Origin of the sequence: Jiella marina (assembly GCF_024359545.1) — a bacterium.
Taxonomy (GTDB): Bacteria; Pseudomonadota; Alphaproteobacteria; order Rhizobiales; family Rhizobiaceae; genus Jiella.
This window is the reverse complement of record NZ_JAKQZG010000007.1, coordinates 115,968-136,179: the sequence shown is the minus strand read 5'-3', so window position 1 is coordinate 136,179 and position 20,212 is coordinate 115,968. Positions and strand designations below refer to the sequence as shown.

Below are 20,212 nucleotides of genomic sequence, written 5' to 3'. Positions count from 1 at the left end.
GATCAGTCGAGCCGGCGGCCCTCGTCCGGGTCGCAGCCTCTTGTCAGAACGCCCGCTTCCAGTGGCCGAGGCATCCACTCGGAGGCAGACACATCTCGCCCTCCCCGCGCATTACAGCATGGCGCCCAGAAGCCCAGGGTCCATCCATCCGCCTCATCGCATGGCGACTGGCAATGGGCCCGGCCCGCGGTCTCCGGCAAGCTGACAGTCGGTCTCCGAGCGCAAACGGAAAGAGCGAAGTCGTTTGCCACGACTCCGCTCTGGGGTCTTGTGACGGGAAACGCTGGTTCGTCAGAAGACGAAGTCGTTGGCGTCGAGATCGGCGATGTTGACGTCGGTGAGGGTGATCGTGTTCGCCCCGTCGGTGATCACGGCATCGGCGCCGACCTGGGAGAGATGATTGGCGGAAAGGTCGGCGAAGTCGGTGATGTTCGTCACGGCGGACAGGTCGATCTTCTCGAAATTGTTGAACTCCTCGAAGTCTGTGATCGTGTCCTGACCGAAGCCATTTTCGTAGACGAAGAGGTCGCCGTTGAAGCCGCCGGTGAGGACGTCATTGCCGGCGCCGCCGGTCAGCGTGTCGAAGCCGACGTCGCCGAAGAGCGTGTCGTTGCCATTGCCGCCGAGAAGCGTGTCGTCCCCGGCAAAGCCGCGCAGCGTGTCGAAGCCGTTGCCGCCGCTGAGCACGTTGACGCCGTTGTCGCCGGACAGCGTGTCGAAGAACGAGGAACCGGTCAGGTTCTCGATGCCGGTCAGCGTGTCGCCTTGAGCATGGCCACCGGAGGCGGTGCCGCCGCGCAGGTCGATCGTCACGCCGGCGTCGGAGTCGGCGTAGCTCGCGGTGTCGATGTCGGCGCCGCCATCGAGCACATCGCCCCCGGCCCCGCCGACGAGAAGGTCGTCGCCGCCATCGCCCATGAGATTGTCGTTGCCGTTGCCTCCGAAGAGCTCGTCGTTGCCGCCGAAGCCGCGAAGCGCGTCGAAGCCGTTCTCGCCGCGAAGGATGTTGGCTTCGCCATTGCCGATGAGCGTGTCGAAGAAGGACGAGCCGGTGAGGTTCTCGATATTGGCCAGCGTGTCGCCCGCGGCATGGCCGCCGAAGGCGTTGCCGTTGCGCAGATCGACCGAAACGCCGGCATTGGAGTCGGCGTAGCTTGCCGTATCGATCCCGTCGCCGCCGTCGAGCACATCCGCGCCGGCCCCGCCGACGAGAAGATCGTCGCCGGTGTCGCCCATGAGGGTGTCGTTGCCGTTGCCACCGAAGAGTTCGTCGTCGCCGCCGAGACCCCGGAGCGTGTCGAACCCGTTCTCGCCGCTGAGGATGTTGGCCTGGCTGTTGCCGATGAGCGTGTCGAAGAAGGCCGAGCCGGTGAGGTTCTCGATATTGGTCAGCGTGTCGCCCGCGGCGTGGCCGCCGAAGGCGTTGCCGTTGCGCGGATCGACCGCGACGCCGGCATCGGAGCCGGCGTAGCTCGCCGTATCGCTGCCGGTTCCGCCGAACAGCTTGTCCGCCCCGGCGCCGCCGTTCAGCGTGTCGTCGCCCGCGCCGCCGGCAATCTGGTCATCGCCGCCGCCGCCATTGATCTCGTCGTCGATGGACGAACCGGTGATCGACTCGGCGTCGTCGTCGCCGTTGATGACGAACCGGTCCTCGGGAATACCGTTCACGACCTTACCTGACAGGTCGAGGCTGGCGGCGTCGCCCATGGCGATCCGGATGGCAAGATCACCGGAGCCGCCGCGATCACGAAGGCTGATTGTCGAGAAGCCGTTGATCTGGTCGGCGGTGAAGGAAAAGGACGAATCGCCGTTCAGGTTCCTGAAACTGAGCGTCTCGAGCGAGACGAGCGCATTGTCTGTGAAGTCCTCGACCCCGTCGGTGAAGATGTCGAGGGTGTCGTTGCCTGCTCCGCCGTCGAAGGTCGCATCCGCGAGGCGTCCACTGCCGTTCGGATGGACGGACAGGATGTCGTCACCCTCGTCGCCAAAGAGATCAATATTGCCGCGCGCGGTGAGCGTGTCGTTGCCGTCGCCGCCATGCAGTTCGCTTGCGCCGGCCGATTCCAGATTGTCGCCGAAGGCGGAGCCAATGATGATCTCGATATTGGAGATCCGGTCGCCTTCCGCGTCGCCGCCGCTGAGCGCATTGCTGTTGAAAAGGGGGGTGCGGACTGCGGCGCTCGAATTGGCATAGGTCAGCGTGTCGATGCCGTCGCCGCCATCGATCGTATCTGCGCCCGCGCCGCCCTCGATCGTGTCGTCGCCGTCACCGGCGTTGATCGTGTCGTTGCCGCCGCGGCCCTCGATGACGTTGGCGCCGGCCGTGCCGGTGATCGTGTCGTTGCCGTCGCCGGAGATCAGGTTCTCGAAATTGGCCACGGTGTCGATGGAACCTCCCGTGGTATAGGTGCCGGCCGCGAGGTCGATGGTGAAATTGGCGGTTTCCGTGTTCTGGTTCAGATCGAGCGTGTCGATCCCGTCGCCGCCATCCACGGTGTCAGAGCCCGCGCTGAGATCGAAGATCACGAGATCGTCGCCATCGCCGGCGAAGACGTCGTTGAGGTTTCCGACCTCGGTTATGATGTCGTCGAAATCGGTACCGATGACGGTCTCGATGGAGGACACCGAGGCAACGGTGGTGCCGAGCGTTGCCTGATCATCGCGATAGATCACAGCCTGACTGGCGCCGGAGAGATCGAGCGTGTCGGCCCCGTTTCCACCGTTGATCGAGGAGGTGAAGCCCAGATCCTGCAGGATGAAGGTATCGTTGCCATCACCCCCTGTTGCGGTGTCGTTGCCGTCACCGAGCGTGATCGTGTCGTTGCCGTTTCCACCATCGAGGGTATCGTCGCCGCCGCGCCCGTCGAGAGTATCCGCACCGTTGTTGCCAATCAGCACGTTCGCGCCATCATCGCCGAAGATCGTGTCGGCGCCGCCGCCGCCGGTTGCGTTCTCGATCGAGATCAGCGTGTCCGTTCCGCGGCCGGTCGATGTGCCGGCGGCCAGGTCGATCACCAGGTCGGGTCCCGAACCCTCGTAGCTGACGGTGTCGTTGCCCTCACCGCCATCGACAGTGTCGTCGCCAAGACCCGGCTTGAAGAAGTTGTCGCTGTCATCGCCAATGATCGTATCGTCGCCATCGCCGGTGATGACATTCTCGATGGACACCAGGGAGGCCACCACATCCGGGCCCAGCCCGCCTGCAGTCACAGTACCGGCCGTCAGATCGACTGTTAAGGCAGCTAGGTTCAAGTCCGAAATGTCGAGCGTATCAACGCCGGCGCCGCCGTCGACGAGCTGTACGATCGGGTCGTTAACATTCGTGCCTGTGAAACCGAGGACGTCATCGCCATCGCCGCCATAGAGCATGTCGCGGCCTAAGCCGCCGAAAATCCGGTCATTGCCGGCACCGCCGTCGATTACATTGGTGCCGCCGTCGCCGGTCAACGTATCGTCGAAAGCCGAACCGATGATATTCTCGGTATTCGTCAGCGTATCGGCGCCGGCGGCGCCCGAGGACGTGCCTGCTTCCAGATCGACCGTGACGCCGCCGGAAGCGCCGGCATAGCTGGCCGTGTCGATGCCGTCCCCGCCGTCGATCGTGTCGTCACCGAGGCCGGCCTCGATCTCGTTGTCGCCGGCGTCGCCGGTGATCGTGTCGGCGTTGTCGGAACCGATGACGTTCTCGAAGCCCGATATGGTGTCGTTCTCGGCGTCGCCGCCGGAAACGGTCTGGTTGAGGAGATCGACCGTCACGCCGGCGGCCGACCGGGCATAGCTGAGCGTGTCGGTACCGTCGCCACCGGACAGTGTGTCGCCACCGGCGCCGCCCTCGATGACATTGTCGGTGGCGTCGCCGGTGATGTCGTCGGCATTGTCGGAGCCGATGACGTTCTCGATGTCCGTCAGCGTGTCGCCCTCGGCATGACCGCCGGCGACCGTGCCGGCCGCCAGATCAACGGTGATGCCGCTGCCGGACGCCGAATAGTCGACGGTGTCCGAGCCTTCGCCGCCATTGAGTTCGTCGCCGCCGGCGAGACCGGCGAGAACATTGTCGCCGGCATCCCCGGTCAGGACGTCGCCGCGCGCCGAGCCGACGAGGTTCTCGATCCCGGTCAGCGTGTCGCCCTGCGCATCGCCGCCGATCCCGGTGCCGCGGGCAAGGCTGACATCGACGGCGCCCGACGATGTCGAGTAGTCCGCCGTGTCGTTGCCGCCGCCGCCGTCGATCGTGTCGGCGCCGCCGCCGCCCGTAATGACATTGTCGAAATCGCCGATGGCCGTCAGCACGTTGTTGCGGCCGCTGCCGACGATATCGTTGCCGCCGCCGGTCTCGACGTTCTCGATCCCGATCAGAAGGTCGCGCGCTTCGCCATTGGCCGTGATCATGCCCCGCGCGAGGTCGATGACGCGCGTGTTCTCGCCCGGATCAATGTCGAAGACGAAAGTATCGGTCCCGGTGCCGCCGATCCAGATATCCTGGCTCCCACCGCTCGTGTTGCTGAGCTTGACGAGACGGTCATTGCCGTGACCTCCGTCGATGATATTGACGACACCGGAGTTGGCTTGATCGGAAATGACGTCATCGCCGTCGCTGCCGATCACGTTCTCGAAGCCGGAGAATGAATCGCCCTCGGCATCGCCGCCGCTACCGGTTCCCGCATTCAGGTTGACTTCGACGCCGTCTGCCGAAGCGGAATAGTCCAGAGTGTCGATGCCGCTGCCGCCATTCATGGTGTCGGCGCCGCCGAGGCCGGCGATCAGATCGTCGCCGGATCGGCCCTCGATGACATTGTCGCCGGCGTCGCCGGTGATCGTGTCGGCGTTGTCGCTGCCGATCACGTTCTCGACGCCAATGAGCGTGTCGTCGCCCTGACCGGTCGCGGTGCCCGCGACAAGGTCCACGACGACCCCGTCGGCGCCTTCGAACGCGGCCGTATCCAGGCCGTCGCCGCCATTGAGCGTGTCGTTTCCGGATCCTCCCTCGAGCTGGTCGTCGCCCTGACCGCCGGTCAGCGTGTCATTGCCCGCGAGGCCGATCAGAAGGTCGTCGCCGGCACCGCCGTCGAGCACGTCGTCGCCGGACGTCGCCGTGCCCGTGGCGGCGTGGCCTGTCACCGAGACGTTGACGGCGAAGCCCTCCCCGGCGTCGAACTCTCGATCGCTGAACTGCTGCATCTGGAAGACATAGGTGCCGGCCTCCGTCGCGGTGAAGGTCAGGAAGGAATCCAGGCTGCTGGTGCTGCCGAGACCGCCGTCGCTCGTAGAGCTGTCGTCGTCGTCTGCGACGATGCTGCCGTCCGGCGCGAAGAGTCTGATCATGGTGTCGACGTTGCCGCCGAACGAGGAATTGTTACCGAAATCGACGTCCAGCGTGATGGTTTCTCCCGCGCCGAGCGTGACCGAGAAGAATTCGAACTCTCCCTCGGTGGCTTCGACGAAGAGGGTCGTGTGCGGCACGCTGGAGTCGCCGACGAGCGGATTCTCGGACGTCGACCACAGCGCCGGATCGTCGATGTTGAGCGCGGTCTCGAAGGTATTGTTCGCGACTGTTTCATCGACCGAGAGGCTGCTGATTTGATCGCCGATCAGGATGTCATTGCCGTCGCCGCCATCGAGCGTGTCGTTGCCGCCTCCGCCGTCGATCGTGTCGTCGCCCGCGCCGCCGTCGATCACGTCGCGCTCGGAACTGCCGGTGATCGTCTCCGCGTCACCGTCGCCGGTGATGGTAATGAATTCTCCGTCACCATTATTGGCCACGGTGCCCCATTGCTGAAATGTCCATCCCGACAGGTCGAGGCTGGTAGCGTCACCCATTGCAATGGATATGAGATCCTTTTTGTCCGTGCTGTCGTTTCCGTCGATGAGCAACGTGCTCGACAGGCCGGCGCCGCCGACCTGCGAGGCGGAAAGGCTGACCGTCTTGATATTCTCATCAAAGCCCCCTGTATCCGCTGCGAATTCGATTTCCTCAATCGAGAGAAAACTGGTGCCGGTCAGGTCATATGCATTCTGCACGTCATCCGCCGTCCGGAGCAGGAGCCGGTCGCTGCCGGCGCCGCCGTCCATCGTGGCGCCGGCGAAATCTTCCGTCGGAAGGATGTCGAAGGTATCGTTGCCTTCCCCGCCATGGAGGAAGTCTGCACCGCCCAGACCGATCAGGGTGTCGTTTCCCGCGCCGCCGCTGAGCACGTTCGCGCCTGTGGTGCCCGCAAGCGTGTCGTCATGCGCGGACCCGGTAAGGTTCTCGAAATTCACGAATGTATCGCCCGCAGCGTCGCCGCCGGTCGCGGTCCCGTCGCTCAGCCGGACGACGACGCCCTGCGCCGAGCCGGCATAGCTCAGCGTGTCGATGCCCTCGCCGCCGTCCATGTCGTCGGCGCCGGCGCCGCCCTCGACTGTATCGTCGCCCTCGCCGCCGTCGATCGTGTCGTCGCCGCCCAGGCCGAAAATGGCCTCGTCGAACACGGTGCCGTCGATGACGTCGTTGCCGTCCGTCCCCTCGATGTCGGCGGCAAAGACGCGCTGCATGACCACGTCATCGAAGGTGTCCGGATCCGTCGACCTCCAAGTGACAACCCAGCCGACGCCGTCCAGTGCTGTGACCGAAGCGTCTCTCTGACTTCCTTCGGTCGTCACATTGACGAGGGTTTCCGTTCCGACGGGATCGCCGTTCGCGGCGAAACGCTGCATGTAGACGCCGTCCTGGTTGCCTCCCGAGTGCCAGACGACGACCCAGCCGCCATCGGGCAGTCCCGTGACCTCGGGTGTGCTCTGGAAGCTGGCCGTTGTGGTGTTGACCCCGGTCTGGGAGCCGACGGCATCGCCGTCGCTGTCATAGCGCTGCTGAAAGATACCGTTCTGGTCGCCGTCCGGGTCAGCCCACGTCACCACCCAGCCACCATCGGCAAGGGCTGTGACTGTAGGGTTGGAGTTGGGTCCACCAGCAATGGAGTTGACCTGGGTCTCGCCGCCCACCGGATCGCCATTCGCATCAAAGCGCTGCTGCTCCACGTTGCCGATACCGCCGCCTACGTTCCACACGACAACCCAGCCCCCATCGGGCAGGGCTTCGATATCATTCACGAAGTGCCGGCCCGATGTGGTCGTGTTGACGTGGACTTCGCCACCGACCGCATTGCCTTCTGCATCAAAAACCTGCTGGAACACCTGTTCGTTGAATCCATTTCTATGCCAGGCGACGACCCAGCCTCCGTCCTCGAGCGCGGTTGCAGTCGCACCGCGAAGATCGCCGCTGACCGTGTTAATCTGCGTTTCGCCGCCCACCGCGTTGCCGTCGGCGTCGAAGCGTTGCTGCACGATGTCGCCACGATCGTGAATGATCATCCAACCGCCATCGGCAAGCGGCACGGCCGACGTGTTAGAATAGAAGGCGTCCGGATCGCCAACTTGCGTTTCCGGTCCGACCGGGTTGCCGCTGGCATCGAAGCGCTGAAAAAGCGTGCGGCTGAACTCGTTGCCTGATTCTTCGTTGTCCGCAGTCCAGACGGCAATCCAGCCGCCAGCCGGCAGCAGCGTGATGCTCGGATCGAAGGCCGCCTCGGCCACTGTGGTGCTGACGGGCGTTTCGGCATTTCCGGTTGCGCCGGTGATCGTGGTCGCCGCCGCGGCCGCATTCTGCACGGAATTGGTCTCAGACATGTTCGTCTCCGTTCAAGGGTTCCTGGCGCACAGATGACGGCGCCCGTTCTTCAGGAAGCTGCAGGCGGACCGACCGCAGCCGAATGGAGGCGGGATCATGCGAAACCGTTCGCCATGACTCCGCTCTGGAGGCCTTTGGGAGCGAGACGATCGTTCGTCGGAAGACGAAGACGTTCGCGTCGAGATCGGCAATGCTCACATCGTTGAGCGTGATCGTGTTCGCCCGATCGGTGATCACGGCATCGGCGCCGGCTGTCAGGGATGATCGACGGGAAGGTCGGTTCGGTCTGTGACGTGCGTCACAGCGGACAGGTCGATCTTCTTGCAATCGTCGAGCTCTTCGAATTCGGCGATGACGCCCTGTCCGAAGCCACTCTTGCAGAAGGAGGTACAGAGGTTGACGCTGTCGGTGAGCGTGTCGTCCGGCCTGATCGACCAGCGGTCGATGCCTGCCGCACCGATGATCGTGTCTGTCTCACCGGCTGCCTGCATGGCATGCCGTTCGAACATTGTGTCTGGCATTGTCGTCTTCCGTTCGGGACTTGTGGCAAGCGCCACCGGTTGCATGGTCGTGACGATGCAGGCGCGACCGAGCGCACCGGGAGCAAGCGCTTCCGGGCTGGGGTCGATCTCTCTCTGGACGCCGTATCGTTTCGAGCGGCCGGGAAGGGCCTCATTCTGCCGGAGGGGGTGCCAAGGCTCGCTACCCTTCGCCCCGATTTGCATGTTGGGAGCGACCGAGGGTCCCCTCCGGCGACGGATATTTCGCAAGGGAAGCTTGCCTCCCCTTGCCGTCATTAACAACGGTCTCGAGACGAGATTGCACGGAATGCGAAATCATGTGCACGATCTGGGAGTCGCGGGCTGGTTGAGGAGCCGATCGCGATCGTCAGACCGACTGCGCCTTCTGTCGAAAGAGAGCGACGTCTTTCCGGCGGGCCGAATGTCGGCGGAAAGGCCTGCCGTCGCTCAACGCGGATCAACGCAAGGGAAACAGGTGGCAAAATGGCCAATACGGCTCTTCAGGCGTGGCAAGACGCGATAGGCGCAGGCTCTTTTTGCTTCATCCTTGGGAATTTCAGGTCTGAAAGCCATGCTCATCGAAATCGTCCTGCCGGTCATTCTGGCCGTGATCATGTTCTCGCTCGGCCTCGGGCTGCGGCCGGCGGACTTCTGGCTGGTGTTCGTGCAGCCACGAGGCTTTGCGATCGGCGCGTTCAACCAGATGATTGTCGTGCCGGTGACCGCTTTCGTGCTGGCAAAGCTGTTTGGCCTGAACGGCGAAATGGCTCTCGGATTGATGATCCTCGCAGCCTGCCCGGGCGGTGTCCTGTCGAACGCGGCAAGCCAGTTCGCTGGCGGGAACGTGGCTCTCTCGATCTCGCTGACGGCTGTCATTTCGCTCGTGTCGGTGATCACGCTACCCCTCGTCGTCGCAGCCAGTGCGGCTCACTTTCTCGGAGCCGAAGCGGCGTCGATCCATGTCGCCACGCTCGGAGGGAAGGTCTTCGTGTTGACGGCCGTGCCCGTCGGCCTGGGAATGGCCTTGAGGCGCTTCTCCCCCCGCCTGGTCCGGAAATCATCGCCGTGGATCTCGCGCCTCGCCTTCCTGCTCTTTCTCCTGCTGATCGTCGCCGCGCTCGTGGCGAACTGGGATGCGTTCGCGTCCAATCTTCGAACTCTGGGGCCGGCGCTCGTCTCCTTGAATGCGCTGCTTCTCGCGATTGGATTGGCAAGCGCGTCCCTCGCGGGCCTGAAGCCGATGGATGCCACATCCATCGCGATCGAGTCGGGAACCCAGAACGGGGCTCTGGCCATCGCGGTCGGATTGATGGTGGTCGGTGCCGACGGCGGACTCCCGGCAACGACGCTACCAGCCGTCGTCTACTCGATCACCGCCTGGCTGCTCACCCTGCCATTCGTCTTGTGGAGGCGAGGCCAGTCGCGAACACCAAGGACCAGCAACGTCAGCGGGACGGTTTCTTGAGGAGGGTACGATCCAAAACCGTATCGCCGCGCCCGGACCCGAGGAGAAACGAGAAGCACCTGTCGGAAAGTGCGTCGCACGCAGCATGCCTTGGTTAGGCTAACCTGCATCGGTGCTTTTCATTCGCCACCAACCCGCGCAGAATGATTACGAGGACATACCATGGAAAATGCACCATGAAATTGCGCGAGACGCTGGTCGACGACCACAAGCGCGTTCCCAGCCTGAAATTCTCGACAGCGGGCTTGGACACGCGGCATCAGTTCGACGCCTGGGCTGAATTCACCTCGTCCATGTGTGATCTGAAACCGGTCACGGCACCTGCCGAAGGCTTCGAGGCGAGTTCGGCCTCCTACCATCTGGGCAAGTTGCAGCTGACCTCCTTTCAGCTTTCGCCGATGGATTTCAGATACACGCGCGAAATCCAGCGCCGATCCGGATTCGACCACTGGTGCCTGAGTGCCCTCACGAAGGGGCCTGTGGGCTACGAAAGCCAGGATGCCGAATTCAGGATATCGACCGGCGAGCTGATGCTCCATTCCTATGCCAGCCCGTTTTCCGGCTTGATGGACAAGACCAATTACAGCGGCATCTTCTTCAGCCGGGACGATTTCTGGGATATTGCGGATCACCTCGACAGCGCGGCGCACCGACTGGTCCAGGGACCGATGTCCCAGATCGTCAGGGACTTCGTGGTTTCCCTTGCCCATCGGGCCGAGGGTCTGACAACGGAGGACGCGCGCTCCGTCAGCGAGGCGTTCGGGCATCTGCTGCGAGCGATGATCGCGCATACGCCAACGGCGCAGGAAGCGGCGAAGGCGCCGGTCGACGCGGTTCAGTTCGATCGCGCCCGTCGGTACATCAATGCCAATCTGAAATCGCCCGAACTCGTGCCCGATAGGATCTGCGCGAGCATCGGAGTCTCGAGACGCCAGCTCTACTATCTCTTCGAGCAGCAGGGCGGCGTCGCCACCTATATCCGCAATCGTCGACTTGCAGCCTGTTACGATGCATTGTCACAGCAGGCGAACACGAAGCCTATCGGCGTCGTGGCCTACGAGTATGGCTTTACGAACCTCAGCTCGTTCTACCGCCAGTTTTCCGCTCGGTACGGGTGTAACCCCAGCGAAGCCCGCGCGGCGGCCCAGCATGGCGTTGTGCCTTCCACCAAGGATTTCACCTTTCTGGATTGGCTGCGAAGCACGGAAAAAGGTTGATCTGTCAGCGGATCGAGATGTTCGATCCGGGAGTATTCGAGCCGTTCGGGCGAGCAGAGCCTGTGTCCGGACTCCTTTCGGTCATCCCGATCCTCCTCGCGGGAGAATGCCTTCGTTCAAGCGTCGGAAGGGTTGAAACGAAGATGGCCTTGTCCGAGCTGTCCGAAACCTGCAGTGTTTCCAACAGCGACGGGGACGGCGATGCATGAACTGTCGATCTGCGAAGGAATCCTGTCGATCATCGAGGATCAGGCGAAAGAGCAGGCTTTTTCCCGCGTCAGACGTGTCCGGCTGGAGGTTGGCCCCTTTTCGGGTGTCGAGATCGAGGCGCTGCGGTTCGGCTTCGATGTCGTCACCCGGTCTTCGGTTGCCGAAGGCGCCGTGCTCGAGATCTTCGAACCGCCGGGCGCCGCCTGGTGCATGAGCTGCAGCCAGACGGTGCCGCTCGAAAACCGGTATGATCTCTGTCCGGTCTGCGGATCGCATCAGTTGCAGGTCACCGGAGGGACCGAACTGCGGATCCGCGACCTGGAGGTCGATTGACGGTCCGGGTCAAAGGTCGAGGAGAAACAGGAGCGCAGCCATGTGTGTCGCCATCCCGGCCCGGGTGGAAAGGCTTGAAGACAATGCGGTCGCCATTGTCTCGATCGAGGGCGTTGCCAAGCCGGTTTCCACGGCGCTGCTCGATGACGTCGCGGTCGGCGACCACCTCCTGGTCCATGCCGGCTACGCGCTGGAAAAGCTCAGCGCAGAGGAGGCCGGGCGGACGCTCGCGCTGATGGCGGAGGCCGGGATGCTGGGAGCGCCCGGAGACACAGCCGAAGGCGCGCCATGACCCGGCGAATGCCGCTGACCATGCCATGATCGGAGCGGTCGCCCTACCCTGATCCCGAGCCACCGTCCTGTTCGCTGCAAAACTCGGAATACCACTGACAGAAGAACGCCTCGGCGCTATCGATGTTGTGCCGTGCCTCTTCGCTCAGCCCCTCTCGGACGTCGCCGAAGACGGATCCGGAAATGCCGAGCACAAAGGCTTCGGGTGCGCGACCGTAAAGGGTCCCGGCAAGGGAGAGAACAGCTGCCGGGCTGAGGCTGTGACTGGCGATACTCGCGGTCTCGGCGGGCTTTACCGGAGCGAAGAAGAAGGGCTCACTCCTCTCCAGCGAAGCATCCACGAAGACCACGCCGTCCGCCTCCGCGACCGCCAGAGCATGTTCCACCGTCAACTGATAGTCGGCATCGACACTCAGGCCGGCCAGGCGCCGCGCCTCGATCCGGGCGGCGAAGGCGGGCCCCAGCCCGTCATCGCCCCGTCCCTGATTGCCATATCCGATCAGGAGCAACGAGACGCCCCGTCAGGCGGACTGACTGCGGCTGGCGACAAGCCGGTTCTCCGCATCGAAAAGCTCGACCTGAAGCGGCATCTGGCCGAGCGCGTGGGTGGCGCAGGACAGGCACGGATCGTAGGCGCGCACCGCCACCTCGATATGGTTCAGCATCCCCTCGGTGATGTCCACGTGCCCGGAAAGATGCTTCACCGCCACGTCCTTCACCGCGCGGTTCATGCCCTCATTGTTGTGGGTCGTCGAAACGATCAGGTTGCAATAGGTGACCTGATCGTTCTCATCGACCTTGTAATGGTGGATGAGATTGCCGCGCGGCGCCTCGATGACGCCGATCCCCTCTTCCCGGCGCTCGCCGGTCGCCTTCAGATCGGTGCCCTGCAGATCCGGATCGTGCAACAGGTCGCGGATCGTCTCCACGCAATGCACGACTTCGATCATGCGGGCCCAATGATTGGCGAGGATCGAATTGTTCGGGCGACCCTGGGTCACCGCCATCAACTCGTCCCGCGCGGCATTGGCGAGCGGCGTGTCGATGAAGCTGGCCGTATTCATGCGCGCCAGCGGCCCGACCCGATACCAGCCGGTATCGGGACCCATCTCCCGAATGAACGGGAACTTCATGTAGGACCAGGAGCGCACGTCCTCGATCAAGACGTCGTAGTATTTCGAATAGTCGAGCCTGTCGAAGATCGCCTCGCCATTCGGTTTCAAAGCCCGGAACGCGCCGTGATAGAGATCGAGGGCGCCGTCTTCCTCCCGCACGATCGACATGTAGTTCGACGGAAAGGACGCGAAGGCGTCGACCAGTTCCGCGTTCTCGACCGTGTAGTTCTTCGCAAGGGCCAGCGCCTCCTGGCTCCATTCCAGCATGTCGTCGATCTGGGCGAGAAACCGATCCCGCGTTTCGATCGGCAGATTGCGGTTGATGCCGCCCGGAATGGCGCCGGTGCCGTGGATTTTCTTGCCGGCCGTCGCCTCGATGATCTCCTGGCCGAATTTGCGCATCAGGATGGCCCGCCGACCGAGCTCGGGCTGCTCCTTCAGAACTTCGAAAATGTTCCGCTTTTCGGCGGGCGCGCCGAAGCCGAAGAGGAGATCGGGGGCAGCGAGGTGGAAGAAGTGCAGGACATGGCTCTGCATCACCTGGCCGTAATGCATCAGGCGACGCATTTTCTCCGCCGTCGGCGGCAATTGATCGACGCCGCAGATCATGTCCATGGCCTTGGCGGCGGCGATATGATGGCTCACAGGGCAGATGCCGCAAAGCCGCTGGACGATGACCGGCACCTCCCAGAGCAGCCGGCCTCTGATGAAGCGCTCGAAGCCGCGGAATTCGACGATATGCAGCCGCGCCTCGTCGACCTCGTTCTTCTCGTTGAGATGGATCGTCACCTTGCCATGCCCTTCGACACGGGTGACAGGCGAAATCTCGATCAAACGCGATTGGGCCATCGTGCTTCGTCGCCTCTCAATCGAACCGGATTTCTTCGCGCTCGAAGCCGTGGAACCTGCCGGTGAGGAGGCCGCTCAGCGTATCGTAGATGACGTCGCCCGTGGGCGCGCAGCCGGGAATGTTGTAGTCGATCTCGACCACTTCCGAGCAGGGATAGACCTCGTCCAGAAGCAGCGGCAGGGCCGGATCGTTGGGGATGCTGTGGGTCGTGTTGCGAATGTACTTGCCCGAGATATAGGCCTCTTCCAGGCATTCCCTCAACGGGTCGTCGGAATGCATGATGGCGTTGCGCATGGCCGGGAGGCCGCCCATGATCGCGCATTGACCGATGGCGATCAGCACGTCGCAATGGCGGCGGAAATCGCGCAGGACGTGGACGTTTTCCTCGTTGCAGCAGCCGCCCTCGATGATGCCGATGTCGCAGCGCTTCGTGAAACGCTTGATGTCGGTCAGCGGAGAACGGTCGACCTCCACCAGCTTCATCAGCTCGATCAGCCGCTCGTCGATGTCGAGGATCGCCATGTGGCAGCCGAAGCAGCCGGCGAGCGAGGCGGTGGCGATCCGCGCCTTGGGCAGGTCACTCATCGCGCTTGCCCTCGATCTCATGGCCGATCAGCCCCTTGTCGAATTCCCGTTCCCCGATCGGCGTGGTGAAGCCGACGCCCTTGCGGATGATGCAGCCGACCGGACAGACGTCCTTCGAAATGGCATCGTCGGTGATCGCGGCGTCGGTATGGGCGAGATCGGATCCGTTGACTGCGAGGCGGCGGTGGATGCCGCGGCCGACATAGCCGAAGACGCCCTTGTGATCGACGTCTTGGGACGCCCGGATGCAGCGCCCGCAGCTGATGCAGCGGTTCGTATCGAGCGCGATGTCGGGATGCGAGGCGTCGACCCCGCGCGAGGGTTCGAGATAGGGAAAGCGGGTCGGCCCGGTCATGTCGAGGCGGTAGGCCATCGCCTGCAGCTCGCAATTGCCGCTCGCTTCGCAGATCGGGCAGAGATGGTTGCCCTCGTGGAAGAGCATTTCCACGAGATCTCGCCGGAGCTTGGTGATGTGGGGCGTCTCGTTCTCGACCTTGAGGCCGGGCGCCGCCGGCTGCGTGCAGGCGGCGACCGAACGGCCACCGGCCTTCACCGTGCAGACCCGGCAACTGCCCTGATGGCGCAGGCCTTCGTGATCGCAAAGCCGGGGGATGTAGACACCCGCCTCGTCCGCCGCCTCCATGATGGTCTGGCCGGACCTGGCGGTGATTTCCACCCCGTCGATCTCGAAGGTGAAGTCTGATCCGCTCATTGGCCGAAATCCCTGTCGAAGATGTATGACCGGCGTTTGGCGAGCTTGCGCGCGTCGTCGATTGCCGCCTGGATGTCGAACGTCGCGCGGATGCGGTCCTTCGAAGGCTTGGCGAGCGCCGAATAGACCAGCGGGAAATTCTCCATCGTCTCCAGGATCGGGCGCGGCGAGGTCGTGCCGAGCCCGCAACGGCTGGTCTCGATGATCGTGGCGGAGAGATCCTTCAGATATTCGATGTCCTTCGGATTCGCCAAACCCTTGCGGAACTTGCCGATCGCCCGTTGCAGGAAGACGTTGCCGACCCGGCAGGGCGTGCAGTAGCCACAGCTCTCATGGACGAAGAAGGAGATGTAATATTCGACGATCTCGAGGATGTTGCGCTCAGGGCCGAAAATGGTGATCGCGCCGCCGGTCGTCAGATCGTCGAAGGAGAGCCGCCGGTGGAAGCTGTCGCGAGCGATCATCGTCCCGCTCGGACCGCCGACCTGGACGGCGGCGGCCTCCTCGCCGCCCACCAGGCTCAGGAAATCGCGCATGGTCATCCCATAGGCGAGTTCGTAGACTCCGGGATTGAGGCAGTCGCCGGAAACGCTGAAGAGCTTGGTGCCGTGGCTGCCGCCGGCGCCCAGAGCGTGAAACCATTCGGCGCCCCTGTCGAGGATGCGCGCCACGTTGCAGAAGGTCTCGACATTGTTGACCACGGTCGGAAAGCCGAGATAGCCCTTGGTCACCGGGAAGGGCGGGCGCGTCTTCGGCTCGCCGGGCAGGCCTTCGCAGGAGCTGATCAGCGCGCCTTCCTCGCCGCAGATGTAGGCCCCGGCCCCCATCTGGATGCGCAGATCGAAGTCGAAGCCCTCGACGCCCAGGATCGCGGGACCCAGAAGGCCCCGTTCGCGACGCTCCTCGATGACAGATTGGAGGAGCTCGCGCAGATAGACGTATTCGCCGCGCAGATAGAGGACGCCTTCCTTCGCGCCGACCGCCTTCGCAGCGATCGTCATTCCCTCGATCAAAAGATGCGGACGCTCAGTGAGGAGGACGCGGTCCTTGAACGTGCCCGGTTCGCCCTCGTCGGCATTGCAGAAGATGAAGCGCCGTTCGGCCGGTTCCTGGGCCGCGAACCGCCATTTCCGGCCGGTCACGAAACCGGCTCCGCCGCAGCCGCGCAGCCCGCTCGCCTCGACCGCATCGACGATGTCGGCGGGCGCCAGATCGAGCGCCTTGCGCAGGCCGGCATCCTCCGGCACCGGGCCGAGCAGTACGGGGCCGGCATGGCGGATATTGTTGTCGACCATCCGAGTTGCGCGCTCATGCGGTTTCAGCTCGCCAAAGCGCTCGCTGATCAGGGCTTCCGGCGACTTGCCGGATTTCAGCGCCGCCATGATGCCGCGCACCTTTTCGACGGTCAGATTGGTGACGACGATATCGTTGATCATCGCCGCCGGCGCCTGGTCGCAAAGGCCGATGCAGGGCGTGTAGTCCAGCGAAAAGGCGCCGTCGCGCGACGTGTGCCCGAGTTTGATGCCGAGTTCCGTCTCGAAGGCCTCCGTCACCTCGGCAAGACCCGAAAAGCGGTCGACGATATCGTCGCAGAGACGAATGGTGACGCGGCCCTTCGGCGTCAGCGAGAGGAAGGAATAGAAGGTCGCGACGCCTTCGACGGCCACACGCGTCGACCCGGTCTGCTTCGCAACGACGGTCAGGATCTGCGGCGAGATGCAGCGAAAGCGATCCTGCAGATCGCGGAGGATGTCCAGCATCCGGTGCGGATCATTGCCATACCCCTCGCAGACCGCCATGATTTCGGCGTCCGACACCAGGGGCACCTCACAGGCCGGCAGACCCTCATCCATCGGTCAATCCTCCACGGCCCACAAATGCCCTCTCATTCGCTCCGGTCGGGCGGTTCGCGAACACCTTCCCCTTGAGTGCTTTCAAGCACGACCCGGCGTATCGGCCAACGCTCTTCCGATTGCCCCCCCGACCCTGCGACACGGACCAATGCCTTGCAAGCGCTCGACCTTTGCGATCCGGCACGGCGGCCGGGCGAGCGCCAGATCCGCGTTAGAAATCCCCGACGCATCCACGCGATCATCGCCGTAAGTAAAACTGATCGGGCGTTTTGCGGTCAAGCGCTGTGCTGCGATTTCAGCGATTGGATCAGCGTTCCCACAAGCGCTAACGGCGACGGGGTGAAAAGCGCCCCATCGCCGGATTGCCGTCTCAGATCAGACGCCAGCCCGTCGGGGACCGGCGGGCACGCCCACTACGCAACCTGCTGATAGGCAGTCAGAACTGCACTCCACGGGTCAATGCCCCGTCGATCACGAGATTGGTGCCGGTGATGAAACTCGCCGCCGGGCTTGCGAGGAACACGACGCCGTTGGCGATCTCATCTGGCGTCGCCATGCGGCCGGTCGGATTGAGGGCGAGGGAGTCGGCGTAGAGATCAGGATTTCCGGTCTCGATCTGGTTCCATACGCCACCTTCGAAATAGGTATTGCCGGGCGAGACGGTGTTCGCGCGGATGTTCTGCCCGGCAAGCCGGAATGCCAACCCTTGCGTGTAGTGAATGATCGCCGCCTTGAACGCGCCATAGGGACCGGCAGCGAAGTCGATCTCGCGACCGGAGACGCTCGAGATGGTGACGATCGAAGCCGCGTCGCTTTTCGCCAAATAGGGCATCGCGGCGTCGACGAGGCGCACCGTTCCCATCATGTCGGTCTCGAAGCCGGCCTTCCAGCTTTCCTCGTCGCCGCCGACGGCCAGGGCACTCACATTGGCAACGACAATGTCAATGCCGCCAAGGGCTTGTGCGGCGTTGGCGACGAATGTCTCCAGCGCGGCCTTGTCGCTGACGTCGACCGCTTCGCCATACACCGTCGCGCCCTCCGCCTTCAGTGCGGAGACCTCCGCGTCGACCCCGTCCTTGCTGCGTGCGCAGAAGGCGACGGCCGCCCCTTCCGCGACGAGACCCCGCACGATCGACCGGCCGATTCCCTTCGTTCCGCCGGTCACGATGGCCTTCCGGCCCTGCAACTTGAGATCCATGCTCCCACCTCTATCCGTGCCAATATTTTCGAAAGGGATGAGCAGTGCATCGCACGCTCGTACGCGTATAGCGGGGCAGGATTTCTCCTTCTTGGCAAGGGACCAGAAAAAGTTTGAGACGGCAAATATCCGCCGCTTGACAAGCTCCGGGAAACCGGTCAGCCTAAATCCTATGCGCAGAGCAGCGTTGCTCAAAAATGCGCCGCAAGGCATTTCTCGAACATAATAGGCAATGTCGCCCGGACAGCACCCTCGTGCTGACGGGCTTTTTCGCGTTGGGGATCCGAGTTTGACGAAGACGAGCTACCCGATCGGCATTCTGTTCTCGACCACTGGCTCCTACGGCACGGTCGGGCGGACAATGCTGCACGGGGCGCTCATGGCCTGCCGGGAGGTGAACGAGGATCCCGGTTCGGGCGTCATCCTCGAACCGACGATCGCCGATCCCGCCAGCCAGCTTGTCGACTATGCCGACAAGGCCAAGGCGATGCTCGATCAGGGCATCCGCCACGTCGTCGGCTGCTACACCTCGTCGAGCCGCAAGGAAGTGATCCCGCTCTTTGAAAAGCGGGACGCGCTTCTTTGGTATCCGACCCATTACGAAGGCTTCGAGAGTTCGGCCAACGTCGTCTACACCGGCACGGCGCCGAACCATCACATGGCGCCGATGATCGACCATCTGGTCTCGAATTACGGCAGGCGCGCCTTCTGCGTCGGCTCGAACTACATCTGGGGCTGGGAGAGCAACCGCGTCCTGCGCGAGGACCTGACCCAGCGCGGCGGCCAGGTCCTCTCCGAGCGCTTTCTGCCGGTCGGCGACACGGATTTTTCCGCCATCATCGAGGCGATCTTCGAGACCCGGCCGGACTTCGTGTTCAATGCCCTGATCGGCGTCTCCTCCTATGCCTTCTTCCGGCAGTTTCGCGCCGCGTGCGAGGAGCGCGGCATCGACCAGAAAACCCGCTTCCCGGTCGCCAGCTGCAATCTCTCGGAACCCGAGCTTCACGAGATCGGAGCGGAGGCCGTGGACGGGCACATCAGCTCCTCGGTCTATTTCGCCTCGATCGACACGCCGATGAACCGGGCCTTCGTCGAGACCTACAACGCGTCTTATCCCGAAGGCCCTGCGGTTTCGGCCGAAGCGGAATCGGCCTATCTCGCGGTGCGCTTCCTGGCGCTGGGTCTGAAGAAGGCCGGCACGGAGGAGGCGCGTGCGGTGCTCGCCGCCACGCGCGGCCAGTCGATCGACGCCCCGCAGGGCCGGGTCACCATCGACCCGGAAACCATGCACAGTTTCCTCACGCCGCGCATCGGGCGTTCCCGCAAGGACTTTCAGTTCGACATCCTCGTCGAAGCCGCATGCCCCGTCCGCCCCGACCCTTATCTCGTGAGAGCGGCCCCCTCGCTGGAGACCGTCTCACGCCGCCCGCAACTGAGGGTGATCTGATGGCCGTGCCGAGATACATCCAGAATTTCAGTCGCCGACACGCGATCCTTGTCAGCGATGACCGGCGCGTTGGAGCAGCCCTGTCGCCGATCCTGACGCGGCTCGGCCTCACCATGTCGCAGCGCGAAACGACGGAGACCGACGGAGAGTTGGCGCCGATCGATCTCGATCCGGCAAGCGACGTCCTCATCCTCGACGGCGACCTGCCGCGCATGCCGCCGGTACCACGCCTCGCCACTAACGACCTGATCCCGCTTGCCCCGGTGGTCGGCCTCGTCGGCGTGGAGGCGCCGAGCCGGCTGAAGACGCTGATGCAGTTCGGTGCGACGGCTTTCCTGTCGAAGCCGATCCATGGCGGCTCGGTCTATTCGGCGCTTTATCTCGCGGTCAACGAACATGCCCGCAAGGCCAACATGATGGATGCGCTGGAGGCCCACGAGCAGCGCCGCCGCCTGCGCCGCTTCGTCATCAAGGCGGTGCTCAAGGTGATGAAAGAGCGCGGCTGCAATGATGATGCCGCCTTCGCTTACCTGCGAAATCAAAGCATGCACGCACGCGTCAGCGTGGAAACTTACTGCCAATTCGTCGTCCAACGAAGTGCGGCGAGCGACGAGTGCGGATCGGATTCAAGCCTGAAGCTCAGATCCGCCGAATAATCCCCCACACGGAGTGACACATGAAAAAGCGATCAACGGGCGTCCTTGCGGCGCTAGGGACCCTTTTTGCCTTGTCGTCGGCGGCCTTCGCCCAGG

General features: G+C 63.6%; 14 protein-coding genes. 6 read left to right on the top strand and 8 right to left on the bottom strand.

All coding sequences use genetic code 11. The features are described 5' to 3' along the window. Positions 1-291 precede the first annotated feature (291 nt). Positions 292-7,662: a beta strand repeat-containing protein gene (locus MF134_RS13760; protein WP_255340046.1), complete on the bottom strand. Its 7,371-nt coding sequence runs from the start codon at positions 7,660-7,662 to the stop codon at positions 292-294. A 255-nt stretch (positions 7,663-7,917) separates the two neighbouring features. Then, the gene (locus tag MF134_RS13755; RefSeq protein WP_255340045.1) at positions 7,918-8,184 is read right to left on the bottom strand and encodes a hypothetical protein; all 267 of its coding nucleotides are present in this window, start codon (positions 8,182-8,184) and stop codon (positions 7,918-7,920) included. Between the two features lie 571 nt (positions 8,185-8,755). Between MF134_RS13755 and MF134_RS13750 the strand changes: the two genes are divergently transcribed. From MF134_RS13750 to MF134_RS13735, 4 genes are all read left to right on the top strand, one after another. Then, positions 8,756-9,649, top strand: coding sequence for a bile acid:sodium symporter family protein (locus MF134_RS13750; protein ID WP_255340044.1), 894 nt, complete (start codon positions 8,756-8,758; stop codon positions 9,647-9,649). A 176-nt stretch (positions 9,650-9,825) separates the two neighbouring features. After that, a complete protein-coding gene (locus MF134_RS13745; protein ID WP_255340043.1) occupies positions 9,826-10,866 on the top strand; it encodes a helix-turn-helix domain-containing protein in 1,041 nt (346 codons plus the stop codon). 201 nt (positions 10,867-11,067) lie between these two features. After that, positions 11,068-11,409 (top strand): hydrogenase maturation nickel metallochaperone HypA, encoded by a 342-nt coding sequence (hypA, locus tag MF134_RS13740; RefSeq protein WP_255340042.1) that lies wholly within the window; start codon positions 11,068-11,070, stop codon positions 11,407-11,409. A gap of 40 nt (positions 11,410-11,449) precedes the next feature. After that, a complete protein-coding gene (locus tag MF134_RS13735) occupies positions 11,450-11,701 on the top strand; it encodes a HypC/HybG/HupF family hydrogenase formation chaperone (RefSeq protein ID WP_255340041.1) in 252 nt (83 codons plus the stop codon). Between the two features lie 43 nt (positions 11,702-11,744). Here MF134_RS13735 and MF134_RS13730 read toward each other — a convergent pair whose 3' ends face one another. The 6 genes from MF134_RS13730 to MF134_RS13705 form a co-directional block, all read right to left on the bottom strand. Beyond that, complete coding sequence (locus tag MF134_RS13730; RefSeq protein ID WP_255340040.1) at positions 11,745-12,209, bottom strand: hydrogenase maturation protease; 465 nt, start codon at positions 12,207-12,209, stop codon at positions 11,745-11,747. Between the two features lie 12 nt (positions 12,210-12,221). Next, positions 12,222-13,664, bottom strand: a complete 1,443-nt coding sequence (locus tag MF134_RS13725) for a Ni/Fe hydrogenase subunit alpha (RefSeq protein WP_255340039.1) — start codon at positions 13,662-13,664, stop codon at positions 12,222-12,224. Between the two features lie 16 nt (positions 13,665-13,680). Next, positions 13,681-14,250 carry an NADH-quinone oxidoreductase subunit B family protein gene (locus MF134_RS13720; RefSeq protein WP_255340038.1) on the bottom strand — a complete coding sequence of 190 codons (570 nt, stop codon included), beginning with the start codon at positions 14,248-14,250 and terminating at the stop codon, positions 13,681-13,683. Continuing rightward, positions 14,243-14,962, bottom strand: a complete 720-nt coding sequence (locus MF134_RS13715) for a 2Fe-2S iron-sulfur cluster-binding protein (RefSeq protein ID WP_255340037.1) — start codon at positions 14,960-14,962, stop codon at positions 14,243-14,245. The genes MF134_RS13720 and MF134_RS13715 overlap by 8 nt, the downstream gene beginning before the upstream one ends. Next, complete coding sequence (locus tag MF134_RS13710; RefSeq protein ID WP_255340036.1) at positions 14,959-16,815, bottom strand: NAD(P)H-dependent oxidoreductase subunit E; 1,857 nt, start codon at positions 16,813-16,815, stop codon at positions 14,959-14,961. Before MF134_RS13710 ends, MF134_RS13715 begins: the two co-directional genes overlap by 4 nt. A 436-nt stretch (positions 16,816-17,251) precedes the next feature. Further along, on the bottom strand, positions 17,252-18,013 hold the full coding sequence (locus MF134_RS13705; RefSeq protein ID WP_255340035.1) for an SDR family NAD(P)-dependent oxidoreductase: 762 nt from the start codon (positions 18,011-18,013) through the stop codon (positions 17,252-17,254). 289 nt (positions 18,014-18,302) lie between these two features. Between MF134_RS13705 and MF134_RS13700 the strand changes: the two genes are divergently transcribed. Together MF134_RS13700 and MF134_RS13695 are read left to right on the top strand one after the other, a co-directional pair. Then, a complete protein-coding gene (locus MF134_RS13700) occupies positions 18,303-19,460 on the top strand; it encodes a transporter substrate-binding domain-containing protein (protein ID WP_255340034.1) in 1,158 nt (385 codons plus the stop codon). Further along, on the top strand, positions 19,460-20,116 hold the full coding sequence (locus MF134_RS13695; protein ID WP_255340033.1) for an ANTAR domain-containing response regulator: 657 nt from the start codon (positions 19,460-19,462) through the stop codon (positions 20,114-20,116). The genes MF134_RS13700 and MF134_RS13695 overlap by 1 nt, the downstream gene beginning before the upstream one ends. The last annotated feature ends 96 nt before the right edge of the window (positions 20,117-20,212 follow it).

What these genes read in the sequence shown, in the direction of transcription:
- MF134_RS13735 (WP_255340041.1), top strand. Translation starts at nt 11,450, where the DNA reads ATGTGTGTCGCCATCCCGGCCCGGGTGGAAAGGCTTGAAGACAATGCG.
- MF134_RS13695 (WP_255340033.1), top strand. Translation starts at nt 19,460, where the DNA reads ATGGCCGTGCCGAGATACATCCAGAATTTCAGTCGCCGACACGCGATC.
- MF134_RS13720 (WP_255340038.1), bottom strand. Translation starts at nt 14,250, where the DNA reads ATGAGTGACCTGCCCAAGGCGCGGATCGCCACCGCCTCGCTCGCCGGC.
- MF134_RS13715 (WP_255340037.1), bottom strand. Translation starts at nt 14,962, where the DNA reads ATGAGCGGATCAGACTTCACCTTCGAGATCGACGGGGTGGAAATCACC.
- MF134_RS13725 (WP_255340039.1), bottom strand. Translation starts at nt 13,664, where the DNA reads ATGGCCCAATCGCGTTTGATCGAGATTTCGCCTGTCACCCGTGTCGAA.
- MF134_RS13710 (WP_255340036.1), bottom strand. Translation starts at nt 16,815, where the DNA reads ATGGATGAGGGTCTGCCGGCCTGTGAGGTGCCCCTGGTGTCGGACGCC.
- MF134_RS13705 (WP_255340035.1), bottom strand. Translation starts at nt 18,013, where the DNA reads ATGGATCTCAAGTTGCAGGGCCGGAAGGCCATCGTGACCGGCGGAACG.
- MF134_RS13745 (WP_255340043.1), top strand. Translation starts at nt 9,826, where the DNA reads ATGAAATTGCGCGAGACGCTGGTCGACGACCACAAGCGCGTTCCCAGC.
- MF134_RS13760 (WP_255340046.1), bottom strand. Translation starts at nt 7,662, where the DNA reads ATGTCTGAGACCAATTCCGTGCAGAATGCGGCCGCGGCGGCGACCACG.
- MF134_RS13750 (WP_255340044.1), top strand. Translation starts at nt 8,756, where the DNA reads ATGCTCATCGAAATCGTCCTGCCGGTCATTCTGGCCGTGATCATGTTC.
- hypA (WP_255340042.1), top strand. Translation starts at nt 11,068, where the DNA reads ATGCATGAACTGTCGATCTGCGAAGGAATCCTGTCGATCATCGAGGAT.
- MF134_RS13755 (WP_255340045.1), bottom strand. Translation starts at nt 8,184, where the DNA reads ATGCCAGACACAATGTTCGAACGGCATGCCATGCAGGCAGCCGGTGAG.